This window comes from Nocardia sp. PLKS1-43, assembly GCF_059510335.1.
Genome location: NZ_JCAJZQ010000021.1, coordinates 18834 through 39398, shown reverse-complemented (window position 1 = coordinate 39398; position 20565 = coordinate 18834). Strand labels below are relative to the sequence as shown.

20 protein-coding genes and 1 pseudogene are annotated in these 20565 nt (G+C 61.3%); 6 read left to right on the top strand and 15 right to left on the bottom strand.

Annotated elements, in window-relative coordinates; all coding sequences use genetic code 11:
• Complete coding sequence (locus AC5WS7_RS39075) at positions 1–1713, top strand: FAD-dependent oxidoreductase (protein WP_495959691.1); 1713 nt, start codon at positions 1–3, stop codon at positions 1711–1713.
• On the opposite strand, the gene AC5WS7_RS39070 is transcribed toward AC5WS7_RS39075, so the two are convergent.
• The gene (locus AC5WS7_RS39070; protein WP_495959715.1) at positions 1710–1868 is read right to left on the bottom strand and encodes a hypothetical protein; all 159 of its coding nucleotides are present in this window, start codon (positions 1866–1868) and stop codon (positions 1710–1712) included. The two genes, AC5WS7_RS39075 and AC5WS7_RS39070, sit on opposite strands and share 4 nt — an antisense overlap.
• Here AC5WS7_RS39070 and AC5WS7_RS39065 point away from each other — a divergent pair.
• From AC5WS7_RS39065 to AC5WS7_RS39055, 3 genes and pseudogenes are all read left to right on the top strand, one after another.
• On the top strand, positions 1843–2331 hold the full coding sequence (locus AC5WS7_RS39065) for an FAD-dependent oxidoreductase (protein ID WP_495959713.1): 489 nt from the start codon (positions 1843–1845) through the stop codon (positions 2329–2331). The two genes, AC5WS7_RS39070 and AC5WS7_RS39065, sit on opposite strands and share 26 nt — an antisense overlap.
• A pseudogene (locus tag AC5WS7_RS39060) lies at positions 2319–2549 on the top strand (FAD-dependent oxidoreductase); the annotation flags it as partial. The gene AC5WS7_RS39065 and the pseudogene AC5WS7_RS39060, both read left to right, overlap by 13 nt.
• 67 nt (positions 2550–2616) lie before the next feature.
• Positions 2617–2958 carry an oxidoreductase C-terminal domain-containing protein gene (locus AC5WS7_RS39055; RefSeq protein ID WP_495959690.1) on the top strand — a complete coding sequence of 114 codons (342 nt, stop codon included), beginning with the start codon at positions 2617–2619 and terminating at the stop codon, positions 2956–2958.
• Positions 2959–3361: 403 nt separating this feature from the next.
• Here AC5WS7_RS39055 and AC5WS7_RS39050 read toward each other — a convergent pair whose 3' ends face one another.
• The 13 genes from AC5WS7_RS39050 to AC5WS7_RS38990 all read right to left on the bottom strand — a co-directional run bounded on the left by AC5WS7_RS39050 (position 3362) and on the right by AC5WS7_RS38990 (position 17189).
• Entirely contained in the window at positions 3362–4309 is a 948-nt protein-coding gene (locus AC5WS7_RS39050; protein ID WP_495959689.1) for an aldo/keto reductase, read from the bottom strand.
• Positions 4310–4373: 64 nt separating this feature from the next.
• Entirely contained in the window at positions 4374–5096 is a 723-nt protein-coding gene (locus AC5WS7_RS39045; protein WP_495959688.1) for an SDR family NAD(P)-dependent oxidoreductase, read from the bottom strand.
• The gene (locus tag AC5WS7_RS39040) at positions 5093–5545 is read right to left on the bottom strand and encodes a hypothetical protein (RefSeq protein ID WP_495959687.1); all 453 of its coding nucleotides are present in this window, start codon (positions 5543–5545) and stop codon (positions 5093–5095) included. Before AC5WS7_RS39040 ends, AC5WS7_RS39045 begins: the two co-directional genes overlap by 4 nt.
• A gap of 231 nt (positions 5546–5776) precedes the next feature.
• Entirely contained in the window at positions 5777–6535 is a 759-nt protein-coding gene (locus AC5WS7_RS39035) for an IclR family transcriptional regulator (RefSeq protein ID WP_495959686.1), read from the bottom strand.
• 321 nt (positions 6536–6856) lie between these two features.
• Positions 6857–8362 carry an aldehyde dehydrogenase family protein gene (locus AC5WS7_RS39030; protein WP_495959712.1) on the bottom strand — a complete coding sequence of 502 codons (1506 nt, stop codon included), beginning with the start codon at positions 8360–8362 and terminating at the stop codon, positions 6857–6859.
• Positions 8363–8367: 5 nt separating this feature from the next.
• The gene (locus AC5WS7_RS39025; RefSeq protein WP_495959685.1) at positions 8368–9429 is read right to left on the bottom strand and encodes an aldo/keto reductase; all 1062 of its coding nucleotides are present in this window, start codon (positions 9427–9429) and stop codon (positions 8368–8370) included.
• Between the two features lie 64 nt (positions 9430–9493).
• On the bottom strand, positions 9494–10510 hold the full coding sequence (locus AC5WS7_RS39020) for a substrate-binding domain-containing protein (protein WP_495959684.1): 1017 nt from the start codon (positions 10508–10510) through the stop codon (positions 9494–9496).
• Positions 10511–10593: 83 nt separating this feature from the next.
• Positions 10594–11508 carry an ABC transporter permease gene (locus AC5WS7_RS39015; RefSeq protein WP_495959683.1) on the bottom strand — a complete coding sequence of 305 codons (915 nt, stop codon included), beginning with the start codon at positions 11506–11508 and terminating at the stop codon, positions 10594–10596.
• Between the two features lie 62 nt (positions 11509–11570).
• On the bottom strand, positions 11571–12563 hold the full coding sequence (locus AC5WS7_RS39010; RefSeq protein WP_495959711.1) for an ABC transporter permease: 993 nt from the start codon (positions 12561–12563) through the stop codon (positions 11571–11573).
• A 5-nt stretch (positions 12564–12568) separates the two neighbouring features.
• The gene (locus AC5WS7_RS39005; RefSeq protein ID WP_495959682.1) at positions 12569–14176 is read right to left on the bottom strand and encodes a sugar ABC transporter ATP-binding protein; all 1608 of its coding nucleotides are present in this window, start codon (positions 14174–14176) and stop codon (positions 12569–12571) included.
• Positions 14177–14342: 166 nt separating this feature from the next.
• Positions 14343–15368 (bottom strand): Gfo/Idh/MocA family protein, encoded by a 1026-nt coding sequence (locus AC5WS7_RS39000; RefSeq protein WP_495959710.1) that lies wholly within the window; start codon positions 15366–15368, stop codon positions 14343–14345.
• Between the two features lie 102 nt (positions 15369–15470).
• Positions 15471–16310, bottom strand: a complete 840-nt coding sequence (locus AC5WS7_RS38995; RefSeq protein ID WP_495959681.1) for a mycofactocin-coupled SDR family oxidoreductase — start codon at positions 16308–16310, stop codon at positions 15471–15473.
• Positions 16311–16316: 6 nt separating this feature from the next.
• Complete coding sequence (locus tag AC5WS7_RS38990) at positions 16317–17189, bottom strand: sugar phosphate isomerase/epimerase family protein (protein ID WP_495959680.1); 873 nt, start codon at positions 17187–17189, stop codon at positions 16317–16319.
• Between the two features lie 95 nt (positions 17190–17284).
• On the opposite strand from AC5WS7_RS38990, the gene AC5WS7_RS38985 reads away from it, so the two are divergent.
• The gene (locus AC5WS7_RS38985; protein ID WP_495959679.1) at positions 17285–17692 is read left to right on the top strand and encodes a cupin domain-containing protein; all 408 of its coding nucleotides are present in this window, start codon (positions 17285–17287) and stop codon (positions 17690–17692) included.
• 63 nt (positions 17693–17755) lie between these two features.
• On the top strand, positions 17756–18532 hold the full coding sequence (locus AC5WS7_RS38980) for a hypothetical protein (protein ID WP_495959678.1): 777 nt from the start codon (positions 17756–17758) through the stop codon (positions 18530–18532).
• A gap of 637 nt (positions 18533–19169) precedes the next feature.
• Here the strand turns inward: AC5WS7_RS38980 and AC5WS7_RS38975 are convergent.
• A complete protein-coding gene (locus tag AC5WS7_RS38975; RefSeq protein ID WP_495959677.1) occupies positions 19170–20537 on the bottom strand; it encodes an MFS transporter in 1368 nt (455 codons plus the stop codon).
• Positions 20538–20565: the final 28 nt, after the last annotated feature.

The window sequence follows — 20565 nt, the reverse complement described above, 5'->3', positions numbered from 1 at the left end:
ATGGGGCACATGTCAAGTTCGCGGCAAGACGAGTCGTTCGATGTGATCGTCGTCGGCGGTGGACCAACGGGAGCGGTCGTCGCCACGGATCTGGCCCGCCGCGGCGTTCGTGTCCTCGTGCTCGATCGCACCGACGGTTCGGTTGCCGATCCGAGGGCCCAGGCCACCAACGTGCGGTCGATGGAACTCATGCGGCGTTTCGGAGTCGAGGAAGAGTTGCGTAACAGTGGCTGGCCCCGGGACCGAGCCATGGACGTCGTGTGGGGGGCAGGTGTCTACGAGCCCGAAATCGCCAGAATCCCGTGGCCCGCAGTCGACGACACCCCGCCGCAGGAGTTCAGTCCGAGCTTCTACCAGCGATGCCCGCAAACGTGGCTGAACCCGATCCTGGCTCGGATGGCCGCGCGGCAACCGCTGGTCGATTTCCGCTGGCGGTGGGAAGTCACGTCATTCGAGCAGCAGGACCCCGACGGGGTGACCGTGCACGCCACGGACCCGGACGGCGCCCATCAGCGGTTCCGGGCGACGTATCTGCTCGGGTGTGATGGGCCACGCAGTGGCGTGCGGAAGGCATTGGGCATTGGCGCGGAAGTCCACCGGGAGCTGGGGCATTCGGTGGAGACCTTGGTTCGCTGCCCCGAACTCGCGGCGGCACCGCTGGTACGTTCCGGTGGCCGGTTCACGCTGATCGAGCCCACCGGCATGTCCGTCTCCTTGCTCCCGTTCGACGGTGGCGACATCATCCGGGTCACGTTGATGGTGCACCGCGAAGGAGCTGGCAAGGAGGACCTCGCCGAGGCCATCGGCAGGCTAGGTGATGGCCGGGAATTCGACTTCGAGTTCGTCGGCAACGTGTTTCCGTGGACGAACCGGCTACGGGTGAGTGAGCGGTTCCGGGCCGGCCGCGTCTTCCTCGTCGGCGACGCGGCACACAGCATGCCTACCACGGGTGGGTTTGGGATGAATACGGGCTTACTCGACGCGGTCGACATCTCGTGGAAACTAGCAGCGGTACTGCAGGGATGGGGCCATCCAGATCTTCTCGACACCTACGAGACGGAGCGGAAGGCGAGTGCGGCCCAGACCGCGGCGCTGGCCACCGAGATCTACAGCGACTGGCAGGCGATGAAGGGGCGAATGGCCGACTTCGAGGCCCGGCCGCTCACGGGCCACAGTGCAGCAGCCGAAGCGGCCCGCGCCGAGATGGGCGAGCTGCTCGTCAAGACCTTCAGCCGCGAGTTCAACGCGGTCGGCGGCGCACTGGGCTACCGGTACGAGAACTCGCCGATCTGCGTTCCGGACGGTACGGATGCGCCGGCCTACACGTTCGAGACCTACGTCCCGACTGCGCGCCCGGGGCACCGTGCGCCGCATGTGTGGCTGCCAGACGGCTCGTCGACCTTGGACATGTACGGAGGCGACTTCGTGCTACTGTGCCTCCGGCGGCCTGCATCCGACGCCGCCGGACTGGTGTCGAGCGCGGCTGCATACGGAGTGCCGCTTCGGGTCGCCGAGATCGACGACGAGAGCACTACTGCACTTTACGAAAGCCCCTTCGTGCTGGTTAGGCCGGACGGAATGGTCGCGTGGCGCAGCAGTGAGATCCCCGCGGACCCCGGCGAGCTGATCCAGATCGTGCGCGGAGCTCGCGTCGGGAGCCATGCCGACGAGGACGCACCGACCGGCACACCCTCCCCGGCGGTGCGGCGCTAAGCCCGCGCGGTGGCGTCATACTGCCAGCCCGATGTCTGCAGGATAGGCGTGATCGTGGTGAAGTTGGTGACGTCTGCCGCCAGCGTCCGGCCGGCGGCCGCCACGCCCGTCGTCATCGCGTCGAGCCCGGTGCATTCCAGCCTCTTCACAGCCACGGGGCATCCGGGGTCGCGCCGTGCAAGCCACGATGACGGTCGCTGCATTCAGTCCGTACTCGCCCAAAAGCCGGCGAGCGAGGGGGATGTGCCGATTGAGGTAGTAGATCCAGTCAAACGAAGCGCGCTGCATACGGGTACAAAATGGCCGTCACGGCCTGCGGCGTTGTTCGCGAAGAAGTCTCTTGGTGAGGCTGTACATTATGGCGCCGCTACAATCCAGGCTTCCTGGAGTTGCGTCGCGTGGTCTCGAAGACAGCTCGACAGCGCCCGGCTCCACGCGCTGCGCACCATGCAGGACGCTGTGCGGTTGCGCGGTGAGCTGCGACCAAGTCGACGCGCCATGGTGGTCGGCGCGGGATTCATCGGCGCAGAGATCGCGGCGGCCGCACGTGCTGCGGGCATGGACGTGACCGTCGTCGAACGACTGGCGCCCCGCTCATCGACAAGGTGGGCCCGGTAATCGGTGCGCTATGCGAATCGTTGTTGCGGCGCAACGGAGTCGATCTCCGCTGTGGGCGCCTGGTGACGGCTGCCATCGACGGCGGCAGGGTCCGCGAGGTCGAACTCGAAGACGGCAGCGTGCTCGGTGCCGACGTCGTCGTTGTAGGTATCGGGGCCGTGCCCAATGTCGAATGCCTCGGCGCCGAGGCTCGCATATCGGACGGCGTCGTGTGCGACAAGTTCTGCGCTGCAGCTCCCCGTCGGAGACGTCGCCCGGTGGCACAATCCGCTGTTCGGCCGGGAGATGAGGATCGAGCACCTCACCAACGCACGGGAACAGGCCGTCGCCGTGAGTCGCGATCTCCTCGGGACGCACGAACGTGCCCCGTACGCACCGGTCTCCTACTTCTGGTCGGATCGGTTCGGCTCGAAGGTGCAGTTCTTCGGGCACGCCGACCCGGTCGATGCAGTGCGCGTCGTGTGTGGTGAGCCGGACGCCGAGCGGCCGTTCGTGGTGCTCTTCGAACGTACTGGCTGGATCGGAGGCGCGTTCGGCGTCGACGCGGCCTGGCGGCTCCTCCACTATCGCGCGCCAATTGCCGCCTCAGCGCCGATCGCCGACGCGCTCGAAGGCCGGTCTGCCTGAGATCGCGCCCGTTCGCCGGCAAGCGGCCGAGGAGGCCCGGATGCCGCCGTGCTGGAGCGGCAATATCCGATGCCGGATCCGTTGCGTAAGCGCCATCTGCAAGCGCGTTCGCTCCACCTCACACCCCGTACCCCGCGCTCGGTCCATTCGAGGGGCCAGATCATGCCCAGCTTGAGCGGTCCACCGGCGGACCTCTATGCGCAGCAGACGTACGCGCTGCTGCCCTTCTACCGACGGCTCGGATGCGGCGGTCGCGGCGTTGTTCGATCGTTGAAATCGCTTGCCATGCCGACCAATACTCCCGCACGGCGTCGCTGACATTCTGGTCGCGGCGGCGTGCGAGCGCGCGGCGGCGCTCCATAACTTCCCGCGAATGATGCAGCCGCGCAGCAAATTCCTTAGCTTACGGAAGTGTGTGTCCCGACGCGACGAAGATGTCGTACCACTGTGGCCGGGTGAGCGGGATGTCGGATCCGGCGGCCGAGTCGATCACCCTTTGCGGGTTCGTGGTGCCGAGCACGACTTGTATGTTGGCCGGATGACGCGTGATCCAGGCGACGGCGATCGCTGAGGGCGTCACGTCGTAGTGTGTCGCAAGCGTGTCCAGCTTGTCATTGAGTGCTGCGAAGTTCGATCGATCGCCAATAAAGGGACCGCCGAAGAATCCGGTCTGGAATGGTGACCATGCTTGCAGCGTAAGGCCGTGCAGGCGGGCGTAGTCGATCAGGCCGTTGTCACGACTTGCGGACTGGTCGAGGCCTGCCATGTTCACCGCGAGCCCGGCGGACAGCAGACTGGCATGTGCCACGCTGAGTTGGACCTGGTTGAACTTCAGAGGTTGGCGGATCGATGCGCGGAGAAGTTCGATTTGTTGTGGGGCATGATTCGAGACGCCGAAGTGGCGGACCAGGCCGGCTGAATGCAGGTGGTCGAACGCCGCAGCCACCTCGTCGGGCTCGACGAGTGCATCGGGACGGTGGAGTAGAAGCACGTCGAGATAGTCGGTTCGCAGAGCCCGGACCGATGCCGTGGCCGACTCGATGATGTGCTCCTTGGAGAAGTCGAAGTAGCCGTTGGCCCCATCGGCGTTCTTGCGGATTCCTACCTTGGACTGCAGCACGATCTTCTCGCGTTGTGATGAGCTGAGCTGCACGGTCGAGCCGAACAGAGATTCGCACTCGTGTGGGCTGTTCACATAGCTGTCGGCATGGTCGAAGGTGTTGATGCCCATGTCACGTGCGACGGAGAACAGCGTTCGTAGCTGGTCCGGGGAGATCTCGTTGATCCGCATCATTCCGAGCACTATGTTCGACTGGCCTAGGCCCCCGTCGAGCAGTTCGAGATATTTCATGATCTGCGCAGCATCCTTAGTCTTTGTTGCCGATTCAGGTGGGGCTGGAATACCGGTATTCGTGTCAGTACGGCACCTCTCCCCCGCTGTTGGCTACGAGAGTTGGAGCGCCACCACGCGGTTGGGTCGCCAGGAAGAGTGCGAGCGAGGCCGTTTCCCGGGTCGTGGCGAAGCGCCGCAGCGGAATCAGGTCGAAAATGTCGCGAGTGTAGTCCTCGAGTGTATGGGCCTGTGCAGACGCAATCGTCTTCGTGGTCTCCCAGAACAGTGGTGTCTCAGTGCGGCCTGGGCAAAATACACGCACGATCGGCTCCGCTGACCCACGAGCGGCCATAGCCTCCGCCCATCCTCTAACGGCCCACTTGGATGCGCAGTAGACTGCCTGTTCCCGCTCAGCGCGCAGTGAAGCCTGCGAAGACACGGCGACGAATACGCCCTGCGACCGCAAGAGCGCCGAACGCACGGCCTGGAATAGCCTCGGGACTGTCGACCCATTGACTGTGAGGATCGCGCGCGAACGCTGTTCCGTGATGTCGGCCAACGCGACCGCGCCCGCGATTCCATGCGATCCGATGACCGCCTCGAGTTCGACATCGGCGACCCGCTCGGTTAGTTCAGCCAGGTGCGTCGGGTCAGTGAGGTCACCGGCTACAGTGGCGACACCTTTCACAGAGCTCAGAACAGCATGGAAAAGATCCTGTGCGATTACTGTATGACCGCGCTCGATGGCGAGTTCGACGACCGCGCGGCCGATGCCACCACCGGCGCCGGTAACGAGAATGGTCATGCAGACTCCCGCAGGTCGAAGGTGGATCCGGTGACGTAATCGGCGTCCGAGCTCGCAAGGTATTGCAGCGTGGCGCACGCCGCTTCTGGGTGATCGGAGATGACGACGTTCAGTCGAACCTTCGGACCGACCTCGATCGCGATCGACAGCACCGCACCGCGGACTGATTCCACGGCCGCGACAGAGTCGGGGTCGCGACGATCGACTGGCGGGGCCGTAACCAAGACCGCGATCAGCGTTTTCTCGTCATCCGATGCCCCGTGGACCAGGTTGCGTAGCTGATCGAACAGTTGAACACCCACCTCGACGACCCACGCGTGAAAAGGTTCGGTTACCGGCTCGTAGGCGATCGAGACGACATTCAATGGTGCCGGGACATCCACGGATCCATCGACAACGGGGCCGATGGGAATCATTCGGCCGCCTGATTGTCCGGTCAACAACGTCATGACACTCTCCTTGAATTTGACGAGACTTTCCGACCTCAGGTCTGGCCACCTAATCCTGCTGTCTTTCGATATACCTATCAATGTAAACGTGAATGCCGTGCGCCCCTTTCAGCGCACACGCATCATTCCAATTTCAGCTGCACTCCCGAAGGAACGCCAGGCGGCGGAGGAAACTAATCGGTAGCGCTACACCATCGACAGAGAGCGACGATTTCGAGCACGAGATTACGTTCAGGCGATTACGGACTGCGTGCCTTCAAACGCCAGATACGACAAGCTTGAGACCACCTCGAGCAGATCTGATGACAATTCATAACGCCGAGGCTCGGTCAGTAGAACGTGCGGACCGGCTATGCTGGTAACCCCTACGGGCCTTCCACTCTCCGCATCCACGATTGGAGCAGCAAGCGCGGCCGTTCCTACAGCGTACGTTTCGTCGACTGTTGCCCACCCTCGCGCACGTGTTTCGTCCAACAGGGCCCTGATCTCCTCCAATTTGGTCGGCGCATTCGGCCCGAACTCCTCGGGAGTTCCGATGCCCTGCCGATAGATTCTCTCCAAAGCCTCGTCTTCAGGCAGTTGCGACATCCATGCCATTCCCGATGCCGAGCAGGATAAACGCGCAACGGTTCCAGCGTCCGGGTCATAACGCAGACCAGCGGCTGCACCCTGGAACTGGCTCACGAACCGGAGGTCGTCGCCCTCGATCAAGGACAGACGAACGAGGGCGCCGGCTTTGCGAGCGAGGTCCGCAAGCAACGGACGAGACAGCTGCACAAGGCCGTTTCGCGCCAGGTGTCGCACACCGAGCGTGTCGAACTTCAAGGTCAATACATATTGCCCATTCGGCTCCGCCTGGCGCGCATAGCCACTGGCGATCAGATCGGCCAGAATCCTGTGCGCGGCGCTCTTCGGAAGTTCAACGGCCTCGGCGATGCCAGCAAGCCCGAGCCCGTCGGTCTGATTGGCGAGAAGTTCGATGATCTCCATCGCACGGCTGACTCCGACGGCCACTGTGACACGCACCTCCAAAATCGGAACGATATTCTATGATGAAACAACGATCCACTTCAGTCTAACGCGTATCCGTGGACACTGCGACAACCCGCCAGGAGACGAGCACCACAGGCCAGGCAGAGGTCACACAAACATACGTAGGACTACTTGACGGTCGGTCCCAGCACAGGCGCCGCGGCGAGCACCGACGTTGCGCGAAGCCCGCCCCTCATAACGGGCTTCGCGCACGTTCTCTGTCGCTAGGGCTCCCGCGAACTCAGAACCGGCGACGCCTCGTACCGGTCATGAAGGCCCTCAGAGGTTAGGGTCTACGACCAGGCCCTCATTCGAGGACGGGTATCGATCTTTCGAGGGACCGATTCGAAGCGTCACTGTCTTCAACTCGGTAAACTCCTCGACGCCGAGCGTTCCCTTTTCGCGACCGAAACCGCTGGCCTTGCGCCCGCCGAAGGGAAGGAGTGCTCGATCCGCCTGAACGTCATTGATCCAGACCATTCCGCTTCTCAGGCGACGAGCGACAGTAAGCGCCCTCCGATAGTCGCGCGTCCAGACGCTATCCGCTAGACCATATACGGTCGAATTTGCAATCGAGATTGCCTCATCGGTATCGGCGAAGGTTTCGACCACGAGGACTGGACCGAAAATTTCTTCCTGGAATACCGGGCTATCGACACCGGCACCGCGGATGATGGTAGGCCATACAAAAGCACCTTTCATGTCGCTCACATCGGGCCCTGAGCAGAGTACGGTAGCCCCTGCCTCCTTTGCGTCCTGGACACGCTTCATGACAGTGCGTCGATGTTCGTCATGGATCAGCGGACCGAGATCGGTATCATTATCCCAAGGGTCGCCGACTTTCAATCTTGAAGCAGCCGCATTGAGTCGGACAACAAATTCATCCGCGATATCCTCATGGACAATTAGCCGCGTTCCGGCTGTGCACGTCTCGCCTTGGTTGATGCAGAATCCGAAAAGCGCGCCGTCTACGGCTGCGGCAATGTCCGCATCCTCAAAAACAATGGTGGCACCCTTACCTCCGAGTTCGAAATGCTGACGTTGCGGGAACCGCCGGGAGGTACCTGCCAGCCGAAGTGCTGTTCGTGTTGAGCCGGTAAAGGTCAGGAGGTCCACATTGTCCGATTCGGCCAAAGGGGCTCCAACGTCCTCGCCCAATCCTGTTACTACGAGCAGCGCAGTCCTCGGCACACCGGCCTCGTACGCTAGTTCGGAAAGCCGCAGTGCAGAGCCAGTGGTGTACTCGCTCGGCTTCGCCACAACGGTACAGCCTGCGGCGAGCGCGAATGCAGCCTTTTGGACGAATAAGACGCCTGGATAGTTCCACGGAACGATCGCACCGACAACGCCGACGGGCTCTCGGCGCGTGAACGCGAAGTCGTCATCGCCCATGTCGTCGTAAGCGGCGCCGTGAAGTTCCGAGCCGGCATATGCAGCTCGTTCGATCAGTGAAATCATCGCATCCACGTCGCCTGCGGCGGATCGGATCGGCTTGCCGACCTCAGCGACCTCGATCTCTGCGAGGGACCGCCTATCGGAGGCGATCAATTCGGCCCACCGCAGCAGGACCCGGGCGCGTCCAGCGCCGGAGAGGCGCGGCCATTCGCCGCTGTCGAACTCCGCGCGTGCGATCTCAATCGCACGGCCGACATCCGAGCGGTTCCCCAACGTGACGGTGGCGACGAGCTCGCCGTTTATTGGCGATCGTCGCTCGAAGACCGGGGTATCCTCCGTTCTCCCGGCACCGCCCGGAATCAGGTGGTGATGCTTCGCTACATCATTCATCACGATCACAACCTTCCATATAATTCAAGCCGGTTCCCCGTAGCAGTGGGCGTGTGAGCACGCTCATCGATCAATTCCTTATCGCGTAGCGTTTCCCAAAGCTCATCAGGGATCTTCACGGCGCACCAATCAACAAGTTGTCTGAGTTCGGTCGGGTTGCGAACACCGAGACACAGAGATGAGATGACGGGCTCCGCAATGACGAACTGCAAGGCAGCCGCGCCCAGGGGTACGTCATACTCTCGCACTACAGCCTGCAAGGCGGCGGTGCGACGCGAAACGTCGGCCGGAGCCAATTTATAGTCGTATCTCGCGTCTTCCCGCGGACCAGTGGCAAGAATGCCACTCGCCAAAACCCCACCGGCAATGATCGTAACGCCGCGGTCACGGCACATGGGGATGAGCGTCTCTATAGGCTGCTGATCCAGCAGCGTATACCGCCCCGCAAGAAGAATGCAATCGAGATCACTGCGCTCCAGGACCCTGAGCGCAGGACCGGTTTCGTTCAGGCCTATCCCGACGGCGCCGACGCGTCCCTCCTGGACCAACTCACGCAGGGCCGGGAGGGCTTCGCTCGTCACCTCTTCGAGGCGCTCCTCGAAGCTTTCGCCATGCGTCCGTATATCAATGTCGTGGACCAGTGCGATATCGATATACGCTCGCAGCATCCGCTGACTGCTGGCCTCCAGGGATAGCCGCACACCAGATCGGGTGTAATCGAAGTCGATACCGAAGTCACCCGGCTTTGCCCAAGGAGAATCTGCTTGAGGCGGATAGCCGGGTCGCAGCAGCTTCCCCACTTTTGTCGATACGGTTGGAACAACTTTGGAGTTCGATTCCAGAAAGAAACCCAGGCGTTGTTCGCTCAGCCCATGTCCGTAGAAGGGCGCGGTATCAAAGGCTGTGATCCCAAGTCTCACGGCCGTGTCGAAGGTCTCCAAGGCCGAGAATTTATCCACCTCACTGAAGAGACCACCCAGCGGGCCCGATCCGAGGATCAACGGCGGCAAGTAGACGTCTGATCTTCCTACCTGCCGCAGGCTTCCAGATTCTATAAATTCAGGCATCGAATCCGCCTCCTCGCATTATCAATCTCCGGCGACTGGGCTAGAAGTAGCTCGACCGTTGGGATCAGAAATGGAAGTTGTCGACATTGTCCTTCGTGAATTTCTGTGGAGGGCCGTACAAAACTGTCTTCTGATCGGTGAAGTTCCGTGTTCCAAGACTTCCCAGGTTCACGCTGGCCGAACCGGGCTTCACCTTGCCCGCCATCACCTGACCGAGCAACTGCACTGCGGCGACTCCAATATTCGGCGAGTCGTACAGGAAGAAGGAGGACGCGATCCCATCGAGGAGAGCAGTTCGGTTCTGGCTGGGGACACCGACGCCGGTGAGTTTGACCTTGCCGGTCAGTCCGAGAGACTGAATCGCCTGGGATGCTCCTTGCAGGGCATTTCCGTCCAGCGCCAGGACTCCGCTGGTATCCGGGTTCGCCTGCAGCCACGCCTTGGCCGTGTTGTACGACTTCTGCGTATCGCCTTCTCCAGGCTGGATGGTCTGGATAACAGCCTGCGGGTACTTCTGGGCCATTACCTTCTTTATGACATCGATCCATGACAATTGGTTGGGTGCTGTCATGGATGATGTCAAGATATAAATCTTGGCAGATGGCGAGGTCAAATTAATGATTTCGTCAGCTAGCGTTTCGCCCATGCCCTGCGCGGAGAACGGCGCGAGATGGATCACATCCTTAGAATTGACTGCGGAGTCGAAGGTTGTAACCGCTACACCGGCTTTCTGAGCAACCGAAATCGCGGGAAGCAAAGCATTCGGGTCATTGGCAGAAATTGTGATGCCGCAGTACTTCTGACGAGTCCATTGCTCGATGAACTGGATTTGCCCCGCGGAGTCCAGAGTCGTCGGCCCATTGAACTCGAAATGGTACCCGAGCTGGTCAGCAGCCTGGCTGCCGCCCTTGGCGATCGCCTGGAAGTTCGGGTCAGCGGTGGTCTTCGGCAACAAACCAACCTTGCACCCCTTATCGGCACGATAAGTACCTGATGTAGTAGAAGGCGCTGTGGCGCTGCATGCCGTGACGGCGATCAGCGCAACCACGCTGCTTACAGCGAGCAGCAGCCGCTTTTTCATCGATAACATGGTACTACCTTTCATTTGGCGCTACGGGCTGTCGCGCCGAGCGGATGCCAACTCGAAGATTTTCATCCGAACAATTAGTTTTTGACTCGGTCACGGAAGAACTCATTAAAGAACACGCCGAGCACCATGACGGCTCCGATAACGACCAGAATCCAGTTGGCGTCGATAGATGTGAGGAGAAGTCCTTGATTCAGCGCCGAGATGATGAGCAATCCGAGCACGGTGCCGGAAATAGTGCCTACGCCACCTCGGACACTGGCACCTCCGAGTACGACCGCAGCGATGACACTCAGTTCGAGGCCCATGCCGGCATCAGACCGGGCGCTGGCTACACGTGAGGTGTAGATCACGGCCGCCAGGCCAGCAAGCGCACCGGTCAGCGCATATACTTTGATTAGCTGCGAACGAACCGGAATACCGGAGAAGCGGGCGACAACATCGTTCAGACCGATGGCGTAGGTGTAGCGTCCGAACCGGCTTCTGTTCAGCAATAAGCCGCCAATTGCCACTACGACGACGAACACGAAAAGCTGGTTGGGGACGAGTCCGACGGCACCTTGACCGAATACCCCGAACCACGCCGGGAAGCTGGATACCGCCTGTTGGTTGCTGACCGCCTCGGCGATTCCCCGGAATAGCGCCATCGTGCCGACGGTGATCGCAAGGGGGTGGATCTTCCACGACGTGGTAAGGATACCGTTTAACGTTCCGCATGCAGCTCCGACGATAACCGCGAGAATCACCGCGAGTGGCAACGGCAGGCCACTCTGATAGCTGAATCCCAAGCTGACCGAGCTCAGTGCCAATATTGACCCCACCGACAGATCGATTCCGCCGTTGATGATCACGAATGTCATACCGACCGCGATCAGTCCCGTCTCGACGAAGTAGCGCGATGTGTCGAGAAGGTTGGAAAGAGTAAGGAATAGAGGAGACAGCAGCGACATCACCACGATCAGCGCCACAAAGATGACCGCGAGTACCGCCACCCGTCCTGGCCGCAATCGGCTGACTCGGGTCCACGGTTTTTCTGCGATACTACGAGTTAGAGTCATGTCATTAGTCTTTCCACGAGGCGCTGCCGCGCATAATCGATACCTACTGCGAGGAGGATCGTCACCCCGACAAATACGTTCTGCCATCGCTCTTCCAGCCCGAGTAGATTGGCGCCGTTTAGGATGACGCCGAGCACGAGCGCACCGGCGATCGCCGAAAATATCGAGCCACGCCCTCCACTGATACTGGTTCCGCCCACTACCACCGCAGCAATCACCTGCAGCTCCAACCCAGTTCCCGCAGCCGGCTGCACTGCACCGAGTTGGCCGATGTACACCAAGGATCCGATACCTACGCAGATGCCGCCGAAAACGAACGCGAGAAGGGTGATCCGCCTAGCGTTGAGACCGACAAGACGAGCAGCGGACGTATTTCCGCCAACGGCGGCGACGTTACGCCCCCAGTTTGTATTACGTTCAATGAGCAACGCTACAATACAGCACGCAATAAAAACCAGTACCGAATTACTGATGCCCAGGAAGTGGCCGTGCCCAAAGACCCGGATTTGATTGGGGACATTCGGTACACCAACCGGGTTGATCAAGTTGTTGATCCCGCGAAGTGCGTTGAGCATACCCAGGGTAACAATGATGGAAGGTATTCGCGCGCGAACAACAAGGAGGCCCGATACTGCACCAATCGCTGCGCCGACAACAATTGCGAGCACAACGACTACGGCGAGGTTTGCATTGTGTTTGGCTACCGCAGTTGCCACGATCGATGTGGTGATTGCGAGGCCCGACCCCACGGAAATATCTATCTCGCTGGCAAGAATTACTTGGTTCGCACCGAGTGCGATAATTCCGATAATCGAAACCTGCTCGAGAATGTTGCCCAGGTTACCCAGTGTGATAAACCGGTTGGCACCCACGCCGAATATGATTACAAGGATTACCAGAAACCCAACCGCCGCACTCTCATTCCGCAGGAGAAATCGTAGCGCAAATTGCCGGGCGGACGATGTCTTTTCGCCCGGCCTGACAGCCATTGTCGTCACCTGACACCTCCTGACATGTCGACGCTGGCACTTTTCGTCGACATTGGAGCAGAGCCAGCTGCACCGGCGGCTGCTGCGATAAGTGATTCGCGGGTGGCATCGGCGGCAGAGAATTCCTCCGCCAGGTGCCCCTCCCGCATGACTAGTATCCGATCGGAGAGGGCCAAGACCTCGTCTAGTTCTGAAGAAATCAATATTATAGCGCTTCCACTGTTGGCGAGCTCATCGATGAGTCGGTAAATTTCCTGTTTGGCACCCACGTCGACGCCGCGCGTAGGCTCATCCAAGATGAGCACCTCCGGCTGCCGAGCCAGGGCTTTGGCTAGGACGACTTTCTGCTGGTTCCCTCCGGAGAGAAGGCCCACTGGCTTATCGAGTTCACCACCCCGGACACCGAGCGATTCGAACAGCCGTGAACTCAGTCTTCTTTCCGCTCGTGTGTTGACGAAGCCGATTCGCGTAAGCAGGGACATCGAGGCGAGCGTGATGTTTCGGGCGATCGATACCGACAAGAGCAGTGCCTGGGCGCGGCGCTCCTCCGGTACCAGCCCAATGCCGAGTTGCTGTGCCCTAGCCGGGCTTCTGACCCGGCAAACCGCGCCGTTGACCTCGATTACGCCGTGATCTGGCTTGGCCAGGCCGAACAACACATGGGCGAGCTCGGTGCGCCCTGCCCCGACGAGGCCGGCGAACCCGAGAACTTCTCCCGCGCGCACGGCGAACGAGATGTCGGAGAACTCCCCGCGCCGTCCGAGGCCGTCAACTTTGAGCTTGACCGCGCCCTGCTCTGCAGCATCGCGCGTGAACAGTTGAGTCAGAGGGCGGCCGACCATTGCCGTGATGATTTCCGAACGACTGATGCCGCCAGCGGAGGCGGTCAGGACATGCTGGCCATCGCGGATCACTGTGATGCGATCGGCGAGTTCGTCGATCTCGTCCATACGGTGGCTGATGTAAACCATGCCGACACCACGCGACCGGAGGTCTTTCAACACCTCGAACAGACGAGCAACCTCACGATCGCTCAGCGCAGCGGTCGGTTCGTCGAGTACGAGGACGCGTGCGTTGTTTATCAGCGCACGTGCGATGGTGACCATCTGCTGATCAGCGACCGAGATATGGCGCGCTGCCCTCTTCACATCGATCGGATGCGCAAGGCTACGGAAGAGGTCTCGAGCCGTTCGCTGCATCGACCGGACGTCGATGCCTCCCGTGCGAGTTCGCGGCCGACCGCGACCGACGAAGAGGTTCTCGTAGACCGGCAGATCGGGGAACAGCTCGAGCTCCTGAGGCACCAAGGCGAGTCCAAGCGCTTCGGCATCGCGGGGAGAGGTGAGCTTTTGCGACTGCCCCTGCACGTAGATTTCACCTGCGTCGGGAAAATACACACCGTTCAGGATTTTCATAAGGGTGCTTTTACCTGCACCGTTCTCGCCCACGAGGGCGTGCACCTCGCCCTCGCGGACGTCGAAGGTGATTCTGCTCAGTGCCGCAACACCACCGAAGTGCTTCTCCACGTCACGGAGCTCGACGAGGACCTCTGCTCCTTCAGACGTTGAATCCGGCTCGGCGATGAGGGTCGGCTGACTGGAAGCTTGCTCCATGGGCTGATAACACTCCTGGTGCGATGTTGCAAGTTGGAACTGCGTTTCAAAATAGTACCTCGGCCAACGGGGCAGTCAAGACCTACCGAGAATTCCGCTGTCCCTGGGCCGAGAGTGCTGCTAGCTCACTCTCGAGGAATGAGGTGGGCCACATGCGAGGTCATGGCTAGGCACGCTGCACTGCGACTGCTCGACCATTGCTGGCGGCCGTGTCCGCGGCGAGAGTCGTCGCTAGTGTGGCGAATGCGTCCCGTGCAGAGCACACTGGCTCGGCGCGCCCCTGGACGACCTCTGAGAAGTGATCCAACTGAGCGGCATAGCAATCTCGACGGCTGGTCGGCTTCGTCATCGTCAGGAGCGGGCTACGCCAATCCTCGCCCTCTGCATGCCAGTGCATCCGCATCGAAGGCAGCCCGAGCGATGCTTTCGTGCCGCCGATAAAGTAGGTATCACCGTAGATGTACGGGAAGCCCGCTCCCTGCCCGGACGCGACATCCCACTGCCAGGGCGAGGGAACGGCGTCGCTGATCGCAAAGCTGCCGATGGCACCCGATTCAAAGTTCATCAAGACCCCACCAGTGTCCTCCACATCGAATCCCCGAGTTCGATTTGTCGCGACCGCCTGTACGGACTCGATGTCGCCAGCCAGGAACCGCAGACAATCGATCTCGTGGATCAGGTTGATGAGAAAGGGCCCACCACCTGTTTGTCGCCGCCACAGTGGATCGAAGTAGCTGTCGGGCTTCCGGGAAAACCAAAGCCCGCTCATCGCCACTATCCGACCGAGTTCCCCGTCCTGCACCAACTCGCGCCCAGCCAGCATCTGGGGAGTGTGGCGGCGGTGATGCCCGACGAGCAGCCTCGCATTACGACTTTCGGCAGCCGCCACGATGCTGGCCGCCGCTTCCAGGTTGTCTGCGAGCGGCTTTTCGATGAGGGCGGGAACATCGCGATCTATGCACGAGAGTGCGGCCGACAAGTGAAACTGGTTCGGCACGGCGAGCACCACCGCATCGAGCGCTGCTCGATCGAGCATCTCATCCTGGTTCTCGAAGTGAGGAACCCCGTATCTCGCGGCGATCGGCCCAGCGATTGGTGCGGGATCAGCAATCGCAGCCAGATGCCACCGCGGTGAAGCCGCTAACAACTCGAGATGTGTGCGCCCGATCGTGCCCACCCCACATACTCCCACCCTGAGCGCCTCACCCACAGCACAGCTCCCTATGAACTGGGGTGGTCGGGGTGCCTTCGCGGAATACGTCGCCCACAGACTCCGGCCCGACTCCTTCTCTGCTCACTTGATCACGAATCCTGCATCGATCGGGATCGTCGCCCCCGTCACAAACCGCGCCTCATCACTGGCCAGCCAGAGAACTGCATTGGTGACGTCCTCGACTGCGATCCACGGGACTGGCAAGACGGTCGTCGCGGCAAACCTGGGTGCAGCAGATTCCCGTGTCGGCGTTGGGTTCTCGGGTTCAAACAAGCCAAACGTCGTGGTGTTCATGATCATCGGTGTATCGACGGCGCAGGGATGGATCGTGTTGACTCGGATCCCCTCTCCCCCGAACTCGTTTGCCAGGGTCCGCATCAAGCCGACAACGCCATGTTTGCTGGCGTTGTAGCTCAAAGTGTTGATATTCCCCTTGGTTCCGGCCGTTGAGCTCGTGATGATGATCGACCCGCCACGACCGCCTTTCCGCATGAACGGGAGAGCTGCCTTGCAGGTATTCCACACGCCAGTGAGGTTGATATCTATCATCGTCTGCCAATGAAGGTCAGACTGTTCCAGCGCGGGTGCGAAGTCGAAAATCCCGGCATTTGCACAGACGATGTCCAGCCGCCCATATACGTTATGCGCCTCGTCGAGGACTTCGCGAAGACGCCCCTGGTCTCTGACATCCGCTGTACGAGCGATGATCTGCTTGCCCGCCTCCTTGACCAGGCGCTCGGTCTCGGCAAGATCTGCGGCAGTCGCGTGCGGATAGCGACTGATGCTGTCGATCGGCGCGCAGATGTCCACTGCGATGATGTCTGCGCCGGCTTGAGCGAGTCGTACCGCGTGGCTGCGGCCCTGGCCGCGTGCCGCTCCTGTCACGAAGGCGACTCGACCGCTGAGTGACTTGTCCGTCATGGTGTTCTACTCCTTGTTTGCTAGGTCTTGTCCTTGCTCGGCTCGACGCCGGGCCACTGTCATGCCGGCAGCTGCCAGCTCGGCGACCCACCCGTTACTGCCGAGTTGCTTGGCTCGGACGGGGTCGGGAACCTCGATAGAAATCGGAACCGAGACCGGCACCCGCTGGAGAATCTCCGCAATACGAAATTCCCCCTGCCCTGGGATCAGCCGCTTGAGGCGCGCCTCCTGTTCGCGATCCGAACCGTCGACGCTTTGATTCATCGGGACATCGGCAGGATCAACCGACATCATCCGCGGAACTCGTGCAGGACCGTCGCACACCTGGATGACCGTGAACAAGGCTGGATCGATCCTGTCTATATCTTCTGGACGATGTCCCGCTCGAGTGAAGTGCAAAACATCGAGCATGATGCCGCCTCGACCGACCTCGTGGATGATGGCCTGCGCATCCTCGAGCCGATCCAGCGGCTGATAGGAGATCGGCTCCAGCGACGCGACGATGCCGTGCTCCTCTGCATCGGCCGCGAGCCGAGCGAAGGTTGCGGTCAGCCTCGCGCGATCAGGGTCGGACCCGATGATGTTCAGGACCGATGCCCCGAGTTCTGCCCCAACCTCGAGCTGGGGTAGCCATTCGTCCCTGGTGATGAACCCGTTGAGGTTGAGCGCCTCGATATCGAGTACACCCACTCCCTGGTCTGCGAGAACTTGCTGAGTCTCTCGAAGGAACGGCGAACCAGGTGCGAGCGGATAGCGCCGCTCCGACGGCGTCGCGGGCAACACCCGAACCCCGATGTGTGTGAAGCCGTTGGCCGCCGCCGCCCTGGCAACATCCGGCGGTCCGTCCATCAGAAGACTGAGATGAGCTAGCGCGAGCATTTTGGAACTCCGTTTCAAGTTGGATCACCGTGGCACTTTAGAGCTTGGGTCCACTTTGGTACATTGTCAATCCCAGACCGCGAGGGAGGATCTTGATGTTCATCCGCAACGAACTCGACTACCTGTGGGAGAACCCACCGGGCCACATCGGCCAAGCGCTCGCCAAGACCCTGGTCGCCCGAGGAGAGGTCGGCGAGAACGACTATCGAGCGCAGCTGAACTTCGATGTCTCGTCGTATGAGCCCGGCGCCTATGTTGAGCTGCACCGCCATCGCGAGGCAGAAGAGATCTTCTATGTGATCTCAGGACATGGAAAAGCGCGCATCGGTGACGAGGTGTCCCGTATCGGGCCTGGCAGCCTGCTGTGGGTGCCACCGGGGGTTGGCCACGGCATCGTCAACACCGGGACCGAGCCTCTGAAGTTCATCATCGTGGCCTACCCCCGAGACAAGGATCCATGGGAAGACCGCCTGATCGCTCCGGGACCGCCGCCGGTCGACTGAGCATGGCCAATGTCCGACGAGGCAGACGCGTGTCAACCCCATGCGTCGCGAAAGGAATCCCTGATGAAGAAGACTGACAACGGCTCTGCGACGCCCGCCGCCCACTCAGCGATGCTGGCAATCTGGCATGACCTCGCGCCGGAGATGGCCGATGAGTTCGAGCGCTGGCATACCTCACAACATTTGCCCGAGCGCGTGACGATTCCTGGCATCACCCGTGCGCGCCGCTATCTTCGTATCAGCGACGGAGGGGAAGAGTATTGCAGCGTTCTCGATCTCAAGGGGACCTCAGTACTGACCTCCTCTGAGTACCTTCGACGACTGAACGCGCCGACGCCCTGGACAGTCAAAGTCTCGGCTGCCTATCTGAACTTCTTTCGATGCGCAATCGAGCCTGGCTACTCCTGGATCACCGGGCGCGCGCCTTACCTCGTGTCGGTGCGCGCTGATCTGCCGCCTGCCCCATCGCGGAGTGCAGCGATGGACGCAGTCTGGTCCGCTCTGACATGGTGGCGCGAGTCAGGAACTGCGTCGGTGATGTCTTTGGGACGGGTAGAAACCGCCGCGACCTCGACCGCCACCAGCGAGACATCCGCACGTCACCGCACCGGCGAGTCGGTCACCGACCTGGTGTTCTTTGGCGAACTCTCTGATCCCGACACCGCGGAAGATCTGCGGCAGGACGTGATGCGTGAAATCCACAAATACTTGGACGACGCTCAGGTGCGCGGCGCCTGTTACCGAATGCAGGTAGAGATCGATGAAGACATCGCTACTCCGGTGTATTTGAGAAACCTGCAGGATCGCTCTCAATACGCTGCCGACAAGCACGAAGCCTGACAGCGATCAGCCCGTCGTCGCCGCAACCGGCCGGATCGGCGTTGCGATTGGCGGAGCCGTCCACATTACAGCCGGGCCTCGCATTTCCTGATGCTCTGAATGCTTTGACGTAAAAAAGATAACGGGTGCCGATGTCGGCTGGGGTGGAGCTTCGGTTGGATGTGATGGTGCCCGGCGGTGGCGGTTCAACCGGCGACGGCGCTGACCCTTGTGAGATTGTGGCCGAAGACTGCGTAGGCAAACGAGGCCTGCAACAGCAACTCGCTCGAACGTCCAGTGGAAGACTCGATGGAGACCGTCACCGACACAACCGTCACCGCCCCGTTCACCTGCGCACCCCTCGTTCAACGGGCTCGCCTGAATGGATGCCGTAACGGTCGGCGAGCCCAGCAGGGCAGGGTCAGGCCTTTAGGCTCCAGTGTTCGCATCAGCGGGCCACCCCTGAGAATGTCAGTGGAACGATGCTCCGCTTTGCTCACTGGCCGCGATCGGCGGAACAAATACCGAGGGACCCGACCGTTCGAAGCCACGGTGATTGTGCCTGATCGTCATATCACGTATGCCGCATCAGCCTTAAGACTGGCCGGCGGATTCCATTGAACCCGAGCGGAACGACCAGATCACCATGGCTTATGTCCTAGTCGAGGGCAGCATCGCATCTTTGCATACCGCCGTCGGGGGGCGCACTCAGCCCGATCAGCCGTCTTGTCTGCCGCTGGTTCCAGAGAATCCCGACCACTGATAGTCCCCAGATCGGATACTGGACGAGCCACGCGATCCGAAACGCAGCGGGAGAGAAGCCGCCTAGGGCGGACAGGGTTGCGCCCACCGCAGCCAGTAGCGCGAGGGATGCGCTGTAGCCTCCGATGTTGACAACTCCCTGGGCGATCGCAGTGGTTTTCGTCGGGTTTGTAGTGCGGGCGATATCGAAGCCGACGACCGAGCCTGGGCCACCGAGTGCGAGCGCGAGGACGAGCACGACCAACAAAGGGGTCGGCGCAGGCGGAGGCGTCGCGAGCACAACAGCCCAGGTCGTCGCCGTCAGGCCAACTACGCCGAGGAGGAGCCACGCTCGCTGCAGAGGATGACGTGCGCTAAGCACGCCGATGACCGGCCCGACGCACATCGAGGCGACCACTAGGGTCGTCAGCAAGCCACTCGCCAGCAAAGGATCCACGGCCTGACCCGATACCAGGTACGGCAGGCCCCAAAGCAGAACGAAGGTCATCATCGAGAACTGGGTGCCGAGGTGCCCAAAGAAAGCGAGCCTGGTGCCAGGGTGTCGCCAGACTCCGACCACCTGCCGCATGATCTCCCGTGTCGAGACGGGATCCGGAGGACGCCACCCAGCGGGGCCGTTGCGCACCGCTATCCCGGCGACCCCAGCTGCAGCGAGGCTTGCTGCGGCTGCGGCCCCGAACGCCACCGACCATCCGGCCGTGTGCAGGAGAAACACGAGAGGAAATGCGGACACTACCTGCCCTAGCTGGCCAATGATCGTTGTCACCTGGGTCATAACTGGCACTCGCCGGGGCGAAAACCATCGTGCAACCAGCGAAAGCACGCACACGAACACCACGGCGTCACCAGCGCCGACCAGGATGCGGGCGACGAACACTAGCGGTAAAGCCTTGACCACTGCAAGCAGCCCCTGCCCGGCACCGAGCAGCAGTCCGGCCGCCACCAACACTCGGCGCGGACCGCACCGATCCACGAGAATCCCGGCCGGGATCTGCCCTCCCGCGTACACCGCGACCTGGAGGAACACGAAGCCCGAGAGCGCACCAGGTCCCACACTGAACCGGGCGACGGCGTCCAGTCCCGCCGCTCCCAGTGAGGTCCGCTGGGTTACCGCAACCATGAAGACCGCCGTGCATGCTGCCCAGACCGCCCATGCGCCACCTTGTTCATGCGCATCTGCTGCCGCGCAACGGTTTTCACCGGAGGCGCAATCACGCGCACGACGGTCGAGCACGTCCGGTTTGCACAGCCTGCGATCAGGCATGATCCCCCTTCACTACGGCCGCCATCTG

Coding starts and splice junctions, on each gene's coding strand:
- AC5WS7_RS39030 (WP_495959712.1), bottom strand. CDS start 8,362: ATGAATGATGTAGCGAAGCATCACCACCTGATTCCGGGCGGTGCCGGG.
- AC5WS7_RS39020 (WP_495959684.1), bottom strand. CDS start 10,510: ATGAAAAAGCGGCTGCTGCTCGCTGTAAGCAGCGTGGTTGCGCTGATC.
- AC5WS7_RS39010 (WP_495959711.1), bottom strand. CDS start 12,563: ATGGCTGTCAGGCCGGGCGAAAAGACATCGTCCGCCCGGCAATTTGCG.
- AC5WS7_RS38985 (WP_495959679.1), top strand. CDS start 17,285: ATGTTCATCCGCAACGAACTCGACTACCTGTGGGAGAACCCACCGGGC.
- AC5WS7_RS39025 (WP_495959685.1), bottom strand. CDS start 9,429: ATGCCTGAATTTATAGAATCTGGAAGCCTGCGGCAGGTAGGAAGATCA.
- AC5WS7_RS39005 (WP_495959682.1), bottom strand. CDS start 14,176: ATGGAGCAAGCTTCCAGTCAGCCGACCCTCATCGCCGAGCCGGATTCA.
- AC5WS7_RS38975 (WP_495959677.1), bottom strand. CDS start 20,537: ATGCCTGATCGCAGGCTGTGCAAACCGGACGTGCTCGACCGTCGTGCG.
- AC5WS7_RS39075 (WP_495959691.1), top strand. CDS start 1: ATGGGGCACATGTCAAGTTCGCGGCAAGACGAGTCGTTCGATGTGATC.
- AC5WS7_RS39045 (WP_495959688.1), bottom strand. CDS start 5,096: ATGACCATTCTCGTTACCGGCGCCGGTGGTGGCATCGGCCGCGCGGTC.
- AC5WS7_RS39035 (WP_495959686.1), bottom strand. CDS start 6,535: ATGGAGATCATCGAACTTCTCGCCAATCAGACCGACGGGCTCGGGCTT.
- AC5WS7_RS39040 (WP_495959687.1), bottom strand. CDS start 5,545: ATGACGTTGTTGACCGGACAATCAGGCGGCCGAATGATTCCCATCGGC.
- AC5WS7_RS39055 (WP_495959690.1), top strand. CDS start 2,617: ATGAGGATCGAGCACCTCACCAACGCACGGGAACAGGCCGTCGCCGTG.
- AC5WS7_RS38995 (WP_495959681.1), bottom strand. CDS start 16,310: ATGACGGACAAGTCACTCAGCGGTCGAGTCGCCTTCGTGACAGGAGCG.
- AC5WS7_RS39050 (WP_495959689.1), bottom strand. CDS start 4,309: ATGAAATATCTCGAACTGCTCGACGGGGGCCTAGGCCAGTCGAACATA.
- AC5WS7_RS38990 (WP_495959680.1), bottom strand. CDS start 17,189: ATGCTCGCGCTAGCTCATCTCAGTCTTCTGATGGACGGACCGCCGGAT.
- AC5WS7_RS38980 (WP_495959678.1), top strand. CDS start 17,756: ATGAAGAAGACTGACAACGGCTCTGCGACGCCCGCCGCCCACTCAGCG.